10 protein-coding genes are annotated in these 11,786 nt (G+C 53.1%); 3 read left to right on the top strand and 7 right to left on the bottom strand.

Features of this window, described 5'->3' with window-relative positions; all coding sequences use genetic code 11:
- Nucleotides 1–34 precede the first annotated feature (34 nt).
- Nucleotides 35–643, bottom strand: a complete 609-nt coding sequence (locus EBL_RS00425; RefSeq protein WP_002440733.1) for a glutathione S-transferase — start codon at nucleotides 641–643, stop codon at nucleotides 35–37.
- Between the two features lie 149 nt (nucleotides 644–792).
- Here EBL_RS00425 and EBL_RS00420 point away from each other — a divergent pair, with 149 nt between their 5' ends.
- On the top strand, nucleotides 793–1,155 hold the full coding sequence (locus EBL_RS00420; protein ID WP_002440734.1) for a YibL family ribosome-associated protein: 363 nt from the start codon (nucleotides 793–795) through the stop codon (nucleotides 1,153–1,155).
- 57 nt (nucleotides 1,156–1,212) lie between these two features.
- On the opposite strand, the gene yiiM is transcribed toward EBL_RS00420, so the two are convergent.
- On the bottom strand, nucleotides 1,213–1,896 hold the full coding sequence (gene yiiM / locus EBL_RS00415; RefSeq protein WP_002440735.1) for a 6-hydroxyaminopurine reductase: 684 nt from the start codon (nucleotides 1,894–1,896) through the stop codon (nucleotides 1,213–1,215).
- Nucleotides 1,897–2,572: 676 nt separating this feature from the next.
- Entirely contained in the window at nucleotides 2,573–5,170 is a 2,598-nt protein-coding gene (locus EBL_RS00410) for an autotransporter outer membrane beta-barrel domain-containing protein (RefSeq protein WP_002440736.1), read from the bottom strand.
- Between the two features lie 760 nt (nucleotides 5,171–5,930).
- Here EBL_RS00410 and EBL_RS00405 point away from each other — a divergent pair.
- Nucleotides 5,931–6,593 carry a helix-turn-helix transcriptional regulator gene (locus tag EBL_RS00405; RefSeq protein ID WP_232001887.1) on the top strand — a complete coding sequence of 221 codons (663 nt, stop codon included), beginning with the start codon at nucleotides 5,931–5,933 and terminating at the stop codon, nucleotides 6,591–6,593.
- A 178-nt stretch (nucleotides 6,594–6,771) separates the two neighbouring features.
- Here EBL_RS00405 and sodA read toward each other — a convergent pair whose 3' ends face one another.
- Entirely contained in the window at nucleotides 6,772–7,392 is a 621-nt protein-coding gene (sodA, locus tag EBL_RS00400; RefSeq protein ID WP_002440738.1) for a superoxide dismutase [Mn], read from the bottom strand.
- 290 nt (nucleotides 7,393–7,682) lie between these two features.
- Here sodA and rhaT point away from each other — a divergent pair, with 290 nt between their 5' ends.
- Entirely contained in the window at nucleotides 7,683–8,717 is a 1,035-nt protein-coding gene (rhaT, locus tag EBL_RS00395; protein ID WP_002440740.1) for an L-rhamnose/proton symporter RhaT, read from the top strand.
- Between the two features lie 55 nt (nucleotides 8,718–8,772).
- On the opposite strand, the gene kdgT is transcribed toward rhaT, so the two are convergent.
- The 3 genes from kdgT to rhaS all read right to left on the bottom strand — a co-directional run bounded on the left by kdgT (nucleotide 8,773) and on the right by rhaS (nucleotide 11,766).
- Nucleotides 8,773–9,756 carry a 2-keto-3-deoxygluconate transporter gene (kdgT, locus tag EBL_RS00390; protein ID WP_034920128.1) on the bottom strand — a complete coding sequence of 328 codons (984 nt, stop codon included), beginning with the start codon at nucleotides 9,754–9,756 and terminating at the stop codon, nucleotides 8,773–8,775.
- A 226-nt stretch (nucleotides 9,757–9,982) separates the two neighbouring features.
- Nucleotides 9,983–10,843, bottom strand: coding sequence for an HTH-type transcriptional activator RhaR (gene rhaR, locus EBL_RS00385; protein WP_002440742.1), 861 nt, complete (start codon nucleotides 10,841–10,843; stop codon nucleotides 9,983–9,985).
- 89 nt (nucleotides 10,844–10,932) lie between these two features.
- On the bottom strand, nucleotides 10,933–11,766 hold the full coding sequence (gene rhaS / locus EBL_RS00380; protein WP_002440743.1) for an HTH-type transcriptional activator RhaS: 834 nt from the start codon (nucleotides 11,764–11,766) through the stop codon (nucleotides 10,933–10,935).
- Nucleotides 11,767–11,786 lie beyond the last annotated feature (20 nt).

Raw genomic sequence — 11,786 nt, 5'->3', positions numbered from 1 at the left:
AACAGGGGAGCCGATCCCCTGTCACAGGCGTAGATCATGAGGCTTGCGGTTCAGTGCGCAGGAAACTCTCGCGCCGGAACAGGCTTTCCACCAGGCGGATCAGCTGCGGGTGGTCCACGCACCAGCCCTGGGCTATGCGGCGGCGGTTAATAAACCCGATGGCGCAGCCAATGGCGATGGTGCCCACTGTCAGCGGCTGTGCGGTGATCTTGCCCGCGACCAGTTGCTGCTCCAGCCAGTCCAGCGCGCGGGTAATTTTCCCGCGCAGGGCGATGATGTCGGCGTCATTCTGCTGGCCGGGCTTTTTTTTCAGCTCATGGGCAAGCTGGGTTGCCGCATCCAGCAGGCCATCTGCCAGCGCTTCGACCTGGTGCATATACCGGGCCTGTGCCCCGTCGGTGGGCTGTAGCTGTGGCGGAATGTTCAGCGCCTCCAGATACCCGGCAATCACCGGAGAGTCAAACCAGATGCTGTTATCGTCCGCCACCAGCACCGGCACTTTATTCAGCGGGCTATAGCGGGTCACGATATCTTCGCCGTCGCTGTTGATGCGGTTCACAAACTCAAATGCTATCTCTTTTTCCAGCAAAATGACCGAGATTTTACGGACATACGGGCTTGAATAGCTGCCGATAAGTTTCATAACGGAGTCCTTTTTCGCCAGTGTTGCCTAAGTATGGTTCAAACAGGTTTACCCTTCCCGTTTCGCGCGCCACGGCGGGACAATTTTCTCCTGCGGGGCGGATGGTGTATCCTTGCCCGATCCTGGCTTCACTTCTGAAATGACTATTTATGAAAGATATCGAAAATAACGAAATTAAACGCCTCAGCGATCGTCTGGACGCGGTAAAACACCAAATGGCTGGCCTGTCGCTGGTTGAGCAGGCCGAAAAATACGCCGAGCTGGAAGCCGAGCAGGCCACCCTGGAAAAAGAGATCGCCCGCCTGCATGAGCAGCGCGTGGCGAAGCTGAGCAAAGAAGCGCAGAAACTGATGAAAATGCCGTTTCAGCGCGCCATTACCCGCAAAGAGCAGGCGGATATGGGGAAACTGAAAAAGAGCGTGCGCGGGCTGGTTGTGGTACACCCGATGACGGCGCTGGGCCGGGAGATGGGCCTGAAAGAGATGACCGGTTTCGCCAGAAACCCGTTCTGACTCCCGGCGGGAAAGGCCACCACCTTTCCCGTTTTTGTACCGTGGCCGGGGGGCGGATTACCCGCCAGCGCGGCCCAGCAGGCGGCGGTTAAAATCTTCGATTTTCCCGCTCAGGCGCCGCTGCTGCATGGTTTTTACCCAGCTTACAGACAGACCGGCCGCCGACAGCAGGCGGTGATACTGCTCGTCATCAAACGGCATGTGCCAGGCAATCGACATGGCCTCACTCAGGGAGATATCACTCACCCTGGAGACCAGCTCCAGCGGCAGTGCCGCAGACACCCTCCCGCCATTAATCACCCGGTAGAGCCAGCCACAGCGCCCTTTTTGCTGCATCAGCACGGACATATCGCTGATCCCGAAGTGGTAGTTGAGTTTAAAGCACGGCGAACGCGGCTGGCTGACCTGGATTAACGCCTCTCCCCAGCGATAAATATCGCCAATAAAGACATCCTGCTCGGTCATTCCCCGGGTGGAGAGGTTCTCTCCGAAGGCCGGGGCATTAAACAGCTCTGCCTGCTCCGGGAATTCGCGGGCCCAGTGGATATAGTGCTCACTGGGGTAGTGGCACAGGGCCCGATCCGGCCCGCCGTGATAGACGGTCTCTGCCTGCTGGTCGCCTTCCAGCCCGAGGGTATTAAGCACCAGCTCGCCTTCCGTCTGGTGTTTGGCAATGGCACTGGGGCGGCTGCCGCTGTACTCCCGGACCGGGCCGGTATATACCTGAACATGATGCTTCATCTGCTGTTCTCTCCGCTGCAACTGAACCTGAGGTAGGCCGTTATTATCAACGCTTCCCGGGGTGGTGACCATCCACAAATCGGGGTAAAAATACGCTGCCCCCGGTACCATGCTAAACAGTATGTAAACACAGAAGGTCAATATGGGAGGCAGATCACTTTATCAATGGGGGATTATGAATAGCGCTACTGCACCCTGTCTGCAGGGTTAAATCACTATAAGTTAACTGATATTATCATTTTGCCGTTACGGACCACCCGGGGTCAAGCCATCACCGATAATTAGCTTAATAACTTATTTAAAATATATTAATAAAATTTATATATTTATAGCTGGCAAAAAAATTAACCATGACTTTTACCAAAAAATATATTTATATAAATACACCAGAATAAAAAAATAACCTTTGCAGAAAGCAGGATATTTTTATTCTTCGGGGCCTTTTTACCACCAAAAGTATTATTGACAATAAAGAAAATTACCACTACAAACAGCATGTTATCTGGAGTAAGAATGACTTACAACCAAAAAGTTTACGGCATTATCAGTATGATACTGTTAGTTTTTTGGGGAATTATCCTTACCGGTATTTATTTTACTTTCTGGTGAACCATCGCGATTTGAACAAAAAAAAGACCAGCATAAGCGCTGGTCTTAACAATAATGTGCATTATCCTCAGAAACTGTATTTTATTCCCAGCATTGCGGCGGTATCGCTGTAGCCGTTATCGCCAATCTGCTGGGCAACGTTACCCCACACCTGCAGACGCGGGTTTATCTGCCCCTCAACCCCGGCTTTCAGCTCACCGATATTTTTAGTGCCGCTGATATCGTTGCGGATGGTGCCCATCTGCACGGTCTGGTTACGGGTGTTGTGGATCCAGTTGGCTTCCACAAAGGGCTGGAACTCGCGGCCTTTACCATCATCGATGGCGCTGTGGCCTTTCAGGTAAGCGCGCACGCCGAGCCGGGTCATCAGGTTGCCGTCTGTTTTATCCTTCACCACGGTGCCGTTGCGCTCCCGGTGGGTATCCGCCTGAACATCCATCCAAATCGCCTGGGCCTTCGGCTGGATCCAGTAAGTGGCGCGCTCGCTTTCACCTACCAGGAAGGTGTATCCCCCCTCGACTGACGCGGTAATACCGTCAGAGTCATATTTCTCACTGGCTAAATGCTTGCCGGTCACCTTGTTATCAAACCAGTTGTACAGTACCCAGCTGTCCAGATATGTGCCGGTTTTATTCTCCTCGTTGGCGTACCAGGTGGCGTATAACCCGATACTGTAGCCATCAACCTGGCCGCGTGAGCTGTAGCCGTTGTGGGTGTTGTGGGTCCGGCTTTTCTGGTTGGCATACCCGGCCATAACCCCCAGGTGCCAGCGGTCAAGGCCGTCGCTGGTCCACTGGGCGATATCGCCCCCGATTTGCAGAACGTAGCGGTTAGCCTGAGTTTTCAACTGGCCGCTGCCGTCGGTAAAGCGGGTGTGGCCCCCTTCGTGACGCATCCACATACTGGTGACTTTGCGCTCACCGGTTAACATGTCGGTGTATTGTGTCTCCCCGAGGCGATCGTGCAGGCGGGTAATAAACAGGGTGTTCGCCGCGTAGTTGTTCGCCAGGTAGCTACCAAATTCCGGACGGTACTGGTTTACACCTGTTGCGGGTGGTGCTGGTGGATCTACCGGATCAACCGGTGGGTTAACAGGGTCTGGCGTGTCTGGTGGATCGACAGGGTCTGGCGGATCAATGGGAACCTCCGTCGGCTCTTCGGGTTCAACCGGCGTCAGATGGCTGGTGAGATACCAGTTACTGGCTTTTTTCACCACGTCGTAATCATAACCGCCCGCCACGATACGCCCGGCTTTGGCAAAGGTGCCCTCAGAGTTGCCGCCAACCTCAACAATTTCGATCCCTTCTACGGTCTGTTCACCGGCACCGCCAATGTTGTTGATCGCGACGTTGGTGCTGCCGGAGGTATTACCTTTAACGATCAGTTTATCGGTTAAGGAGTTATCGCCACCCAGCACAGTGTTTAACGCCAGAGTACCGCCATTGCCGGTGTAGTCGCCCGCCACGGTGAGGGTCATCGGCGTAAAGGTGCTGCCCTCTTTCGGGGGCTGATATTTCAGTGTCGCCCCATCCAGGTTCAGTTGCGACAGTACCGAGTCCCCGGTCATGGTCCACAGGCTGGAGGCCCCACTCAGTGCAAGGTTGATTTCGCCCGCCGTACTGGCTGAATCAGCCAGCTGGTTAGAGTTGGTTTTCCCGGTGAACTGGCTGCCTTCGGCCATATCGAGTGTTACCCGCCCTGCCTTATCGGCAACGATATCGCCTTCCACGGTATAAATACCGGACGTGGCCAGATTGTTTACATCATCCCAGGAGCGGATCGTTGCCAGCTCACCAGAAGCATAAGCGGCATAACCCGCTCCTGACTGCAGCGCTGTATTCCCCCGCAGGTTAATAGTGGCCGCCTGGTCTGCGGTGCTGGTTGAAGCAAACAGCGCGTGAGCGTTATTCCCTGCCGTTTCCACATGAGTATTATTAAGAGAAATAGTCCCGTTTTCCCGGGCATAAACGCCGTGAGCATTCCCCCCGGCAGTTTTTATTGTGCTATTACCATTGAGTGCGATAACGGCCTGGCCCATTGCGGTTTCTGAACTATTATTTTCGGTATCTTTCCCGGCAAATACGGCATATCCCGCAATAGATGAACCCTCAGCAGCGGTTTCAATACCGGCCTGGTCATTGATAATAATACTGGTAACAGGTGTTAATGACCTAACTGAGCTGTTGGCCCGAATCCCCATGCCACCCTCAGAATAGATCTGCGCATTATTGATTAATACTGTGGATTGTAGCTCGTTTAACTCCCGGCCCAGGTTGATACCGTCGGCACTCTCTCCCTCAGTTCTGACGGTGTAATTCTCAATAGTGACCGTTCCGCCCCCGGCTTTGGAGTGGATACCATCAGCCTTATCACCCTTCGATGTCACGCTGAGATTATTAAACTTATAATTTTCCTTATTAAGGTAGATTCCCCACCCATCAAGCCCGGAGATCGTCCCTTTGACACTAGTTACAACGTTTACCTGATCATAGTTAGTATAATCATATCGATCGCCATTAGGGTTTAATGATGAATAGTAATATAACGTCCGGCTGGCATCAAATACACCATCAGCTGCCACTATAAATGGCAACCCGGAAATCATCAAAGCCCCGGAGATCCCCACCGTACCTTTTGAAAACCCGAATATTTTATTTTTGCTCATAATCCACCTCATTTATTCATTACCATTCCCGGAGGTGTAAAAGAGAGCGCGCGTAAATATTATTTACGTACTGTTCTCTTCCTGAAGCAAGGAATAGCAATATTTATTACACAGTGCGCTGTGCCTCTATGCTTGTCTGGTGTGTCTGACTTTTCAGTCTGATAGTTCCATTCAAAAAACAAAGTGTCAATAGAGTGTTAAAAACGTATTTTTAAGGTTAACTTACAATGCGTAAATTAAGATGAAATACTCTTAGAAAAGATATGGTGCATAATAAATGCCACTACGTCATAGCCGTTATTTTTCGTGGTATTTATAAACAGACACTAAAAAATCTCAGGCTGTTTACGCGAATGACCAGGAGTATTTATTTCCTGTTCGGATTATTATTGTCATGCCATCGCACTAATTGATCAAATGCGCAGTAAACTTAATAAAAACCATTAAGATCCGGGAAGATTTTTGGCCACTGAAGATAATACACAGGGTTTAACTATTTGTGCGATAACAGCATGACAGCGGCCACATTTTTATAAAAACAAACTTCCTAATACAAAGGATTATTTTCCTGGTAAGAAGCAAACTGCTACCAGTTACAGGCAGTACACCACGTTCGTTATTCACACTTATTTTACCTGACATCCAATTGCGCAACATTTTTTAACATATTCGGATTTTTCCAGTTATACCTTATTTCTATAATTTCCGGCTCCTTTTAGCACCCGTTGACATAACAGGAAGGCGAATGAAATGATAAAAAATGATACCAGGGGAAGAAGGGAGAAAACGGGAAATGGGGCTCAATACGGAACTGAAAAAATTGTTCTGCAGCAGTTGCCCACAGCACTGTTCTGTACGGCCAGAGGTGTCCCCTCAGACCGCATACTGTACCAGCCCCTGCTTTTGCCTGTGGCCTGAGGATAACCTGTATTTTAACCGTGGCATTATTGAAGGATTACTGACAGACAACAACCATGCCATGCTTAATGGGTATATTTTTATCGATTTTTCCATCACCAATCTGCATATTTTTACAGATGATGCGTGGATAACATTTTTATCTAAGTCCGGCTTGAGGATCATACTCATCAGCGACAGGCACCTGCAGCCGCTGGCGAATTTCCTGTTTAAATTACACCGGCCGATCTCCGCCATTATCTACCATGATGATGAGCTGTCCGTCACCAGTGATAAAATAAGAAAAATTTTTGTCGGCTACATTGATCTTCACACCCGGGGCCCCACCATGACACAAACAGAATTCATTATATTAGGGAAATTCATCAACGGTATGACTGCCCGGCAAATCGCCGAAACGATGGATTTAAACATCCGCCACGTTTATGCCTGCAAGCAACGTATTGAAAAACACCTAGGAAATAAACTTAACCGCCTGTATATCAATGCCCGCACTATTAGCTGACCACGGTATTAATAATAACAACTCCCTGATGTGAACCACATTGTCCGATGCCAACACCAGGTTTTTTATAAAATGGCCCGCCACGGCTGTGTATTTCCCTGGCCGGGTGGCCGATATAAATAAGAATATAACAAAGAAAAAAAGCGAGCTTATGCTCGCTTTTTTACATCAGGCAGGATTATTTTTTAGCAGCAAAACGGGCTGCAGCTTCATCCCAGTTCACCACGTTCCAGAACTCTTTAATGTAGTCCGGGCGGCGGTTCTGGAATTTCAGGTAGTAAGCATGCTCCCAGACATCCAGGCCAACAATCGGGAAGCCGGAAGCACCAGAAATGGCTTCACCCATCAGCGGGCTGTCCTGGTTAGCCGTGGAGACCACTGCCAGCTTATCGCCTTTCAGCACCAGCCACGCCCAGCCGGAACCAAAACGGGTGGCAGCGGCTTTTTCAAACTCTGCTTTGAAGGCATCGACAGAGCCGAAATCACGCTCAATGGCGGCTTTCAGATCGCCCTGCAGCGTGGTGCCTTTTTTCAGCCCCTTCCAGAACAGGCTGTGGTTCGCATGGCCACCGGCATTGTTACGCAGCGCGGTTTTTTTATCCGCAGGCAGTTGATCCAGTTTGGTGATCAGCTCCTCAACCGGCAGGCTGGCAAACTCCGGCAGGCTTTCCAGCGCAGCGTTAGCGTTATTCACATACGCCTGGTGGTGCTTGCTGTGGTGGATTTCCATGGTCTGTTTGTCGAAGTGCGGCTCCAGTGCGTCATAAGCGTACGGCAGGGATGGCAGTGTATAACTCATAATCATCTCCAGATTGTCGGGCGGCAGAGGTTGTTAACGCCGCGTAAGCAGTCTGGTCATTATAATTATTTAAATGATATTGAAAATGATTATCAATGCCTCGTTTTTTATAAGGTTATCACCCCCCGCAAAACGCCAGATTTGTGAATACCGACAGGGGATTCCTCCGCTCTTTGCCACCCTTACCCGCCTGGCGGCAACGGTATAAAGGTTATGCTGCTGGTGAATTTTTACACTCATCGTACCGGGGTTTGTGGCCCCGAACCCATTCGACATATGAGGATATAAGAATGAGTAACGCAATTACGATGGGTATTTTGTGGCACCTCATTGGCGCGGCCAGCGCCGCCTGCTTTTACGCTCCGTTTAAAAAAGTACAAAAATGGTCATGGGAGACCATGTGGTCCATTGGCGGGATAGTCTCCTGGATAATTCTGCCCTGGGCCGTCAGCGCCGCCCTGTTACCGAACCTGCTGGATTACTACACCTCGTTTAGCGCATCGACCCTGCTGCCGGTGTTTTTATTCGGCGCCATGTGGGGCATTGGCAATATTAACTATGGCCTGACCATGCGCTACCTCGGCATGTCGATGGGGATTGGTATCGCCATTGGTATTACGCTGATTGTCGGCACCCTGATGACCCCAATTCTGAACGGCCAGTTTGGCGTACTGGTGGGCACCCCCGGCGGGCAAATGACGCTCCTCGGGGTGCTGATTGCGCTTATCGGGGTGGCGATTGTGACCCGGGCCGGGCAGCTAAAAGAGCGCAAAATGGGCATCAAAGCCGAAGAGTTCAACCTCAAAAAAGGGCTTATGCTGGCGGTGATGTGCGGTATTTTTTCCGCCGGGATGTCTTTTGCCATGAACGCCGCCAAACCCATGCATGAAGCCGCCGCCGCGCTGGGGGTGGATCCGCTGTATGTGGCGCTGCCAAGTTATGTGGTGATCATGGGCGGTGGTGCCGTCATTAACCTGGGTTACTGCTTTATCCGCCTGGCGCGGGTGCCGTCGCTCTCGGTCAGGGCGGATTTCTCCCAGGCCCGGGGGCTGATTATTACCAACGTGCTGCTCTCTGCCCTGGGCGGGTTAATGTGGTATCTGCAGTTCTTCTTCTATGCCTGGGGCCATGCGCGGATCCCGGCCCAGTATGATTATATGAGCTGGATGCTGCACATGAGCTTCTATGTGCTGTGCGGCGGTCTGGTCGGGCTGGTGCTTAAGGAGTGGAATAACGCCGGTCGCCAGCCAGTGCGTGTGCTGAGCCTGGGTTGCGTGGTGATTATTATCGCGGCCAATGTCGTGGGGCTGGGTATGGCGAACTGAGCCATCAAAAAGGGGCCAACAGGCCCCTTTTGGGTTCAGGAAAGCGGGCGGCGGGTTATTTCACCGCAGCGCGTATATCTGCGGAGATCCGCGCTTTTTTTGCATGACGTGACCAGATAGAGGTGAGAACCGGCACCAGTACCGAGGTCACAATCACTGATGTCGCCACAAGGGTCGTGGCCGCAGGCGCAACCGCTTTAAACTGCGGTGCTATCTCCGCAATCAGTACCGGCGTTGCCACGGCGGCACCGGCAGAGCTGGAAGCGGCAATCCCCGCAGTACCGTCGCCCCCGCCGATAAGTTTATCGGCAATAATCAGCGGAATACCGGTAATAATAATCACCATCACCCCGACCACAATCCCCAGCACGCCGGTCTGGGCAATCACACTTAAGTCGATAGTATTACCGAGGGCAAAGGCGAAAAACGGAATCAGGGTCTGCACGGCTTTGCTGAAGAAATCCCGCAGTTCCGGATCCAGGTTACCCAGCAGGAACCCCACCAGGAACGGTAATACCGCCCCCACAAACACATGGGGCTCAAACGAGGCCACACCGGCCGTACCGAGGATAACCATGGTCATCAGCGGGCCAGATTCCAGCGACATCAGCACAAACGCGCCGGACTCTTCTTTCGTGCCGTACTGCTGCATGATGGAGGCATACAGCCCGCCGTTGGTCATATCCATGCAGGCCACCAGCGCCAGCGTAGACAGCCCCGCAAAGAACCCGGCTTCAACACCGTGTTCCGGTAACAGGCGCGATGCCACCATCGCTACCAGCCAGGCCACCGCGATTTTGGTAATCACCAGGGTGCCGGATTTACGCAGCACCGTACCGGTAGCGCTGAGTTTGATAGACGCCCCCATGCAAAAAAACCACACGGCGAGGATAGGCACCGTACCGGTCATCATCCCGTTGGTGAATGAGCCAAAATATTTGCCCGATCCTGGCGCAAAGGTATGACACAGCGCGCCAAGGAACAGCGGAACCAGCATCATTCCGCCGGGGATCCGTTCAATTGCTCTTTTGATTTGCATAATAGGCACCATCGATAAAGTTATTTTCCTGGCGCCGGAGGCGGAAGATACAGGCCGTGGCGCGCTTTTACTGGAAACAATAGGCTTTATCAGGAGCAATTAACATGATCGCAGATCACAAAAAGAAACGATGTTTTATTTTTTAAGATCCCGGATTTCATTAATTGAAAATGGTCACACTTTCACTGCAACGCAGCGCAACGTAAAACCGGGCGGCCCGGGGGGATCAGTCGGTGAGGCTAAGGGGGCTGGCGCTGCGGCTTTGCCGCCACTGCCGGGGGGGCTCGCCCGTTTCGCGGGTGAATACCACGGAAAAGTAATTGCTGTCTTCAAAACCGCAGCGGGTGGCGACTTCGCTGATGAGTAGCGCCGTGTGCCGGAGCAGGTACTGGGCGTGGCAAATGCGTACCTGGCGCAGGTAGCCGGGGATGGTCATGCCGGTTTGCTGGCGAAACTGCTGGCGCAGGGTGCGCCCGGCACAGTGGTGGCGGGCGCAGAAGCTGTCCAGATCAAAGGGTTTGTCCAGGCTGTTTGCCAGAGCCGCGATCAGCGCTTCAACGGAGCCGCGCTCTTCCGGCTCCGGGGCCTGCGTGGGTATATAGCGGTGGCGGTAAAGGGCTATCGCCAGCTGCAAAAACAGGGATTCCACCATCAGCGCGCCCCAGGCGTCCCCGTGGCTGGTCTCCTGCCCGAGCCGGGTGATAAGCCCTCTGGCTTCGGCCATGCCGCGGGCGGTTAAGCGCCAGTCTGGCCGCCCGGGCGCCTCGCTAAGCCCGGGCAGCAGCTGTGCCCAGTCCGCAGGGAGTGTCAGCATGTGTGGGCAGTAAATAATATTCTGCAATACCAGATTATCGACCGAGGTATAGCTGTGCCGGTCCTGCGCCCGGATATAAAACAGATCGCCCCGGGTAATGCGCCACGGGCGCCCGTTAAGCACATGCAGCCCGTTACCGCGCAGCACTATCACCAGCTCATTAAATTCGTGGCTGTGCTCGGCGAATACATCCTGCGGATAGCGTTCCGCCACCGCCGCCGGAAAGGTGCAGTTGGGGAAAAAGTCAGCTTTGCGCAGAATAAATGGAGCCATGCCCGGTATCCGGATCAGAAAGTGATAATTATTTCTTTTTACGGGGCCAAAAACAGTGAATCTGTTCGCGAATTGCCGATAACGCCCGGCTATTGCAGGGTGCGGTCGCGCCCCTGGCGCACATCCCGGGGGGACCAGCTAAATTCGCGCTTAAACAGGGTCGAAAAGTGGTTGCTGTCGCCAAAACCGCAGCGAAAAGCAATATCCGTGACGCTGTCTTCACTATGGCGCAACAGGTGGTGCGCTTTCCCCAGCCGCAGGCGGTTCAGAAAACGCTGGGGCGTCAGCCCGGTGCGCTGTTTTAACTGGCGGTGCAGTGTCCGTAAGGAGAGGGAGAAATCGTCGGCCAGGCTGTCCCAGCAGATCTCCTCTGCGTAGTGCTCCTCCAGCCAGCCCAGCAGCTGGTTAAGCCCCCCGTTATTGCTGGCCGCATCGGCCTGGTTGCCCTGGCGCAGCAACAGCAGCAGCTGCATAAACAGGATTTCACGCCGGGCAATGCCGTGGGGATCGCTCCCGGTGCCATCCTGCTCCAGCTGCCGGGCCAGGCCGCACACCTGCTGCAAAATCGCCGGGCTGATGCGCCAGTGAGACGGGTAGCTCCCGTTCTGCTCCTGGGGGAGCAGCTTATCCAGCCCGGATAAAAAGCTGAACCCGTGCGGCGAGCGGTACAGTACGTTGATCAGGCACAGATTGTCGGTGTGTTCATACAGGTGCCGGTCATGGTCACGCACAAAGCACACGGAGCCGCCGCTCAGGGTGTAGGGCTGGCCGTTAAAAATATGGGTGCCGGTGCCGTGCTCAACAATAACAATTTCATAGAAATCATGGTCATGTTCAGGAAACCGGGTCTGGGGCTGGCGCGGCTCTATTGCCACGCTGCCACCGCCCGCCGGGAAGAAATCAAACCCGTGTAACTGTGTCATTGCTGTTACCCCCTCCTGCG

The organism is Shimwellia blattae DSM 4481 = NBRC 105725, from assembly GCF_000262305.1.
Lineage (GTDB): Bacteria > Pseudomonadota > Gammaproteobacteria > Enterobacterales > Enterobacteriaceae > Shimwellia > Shimwellia blattae.
The sequence above is the reverse complement of the archived record's forward strand: the minus strand, read 5'-3'. Positions and strand labels throughout refer to the sequence as shown.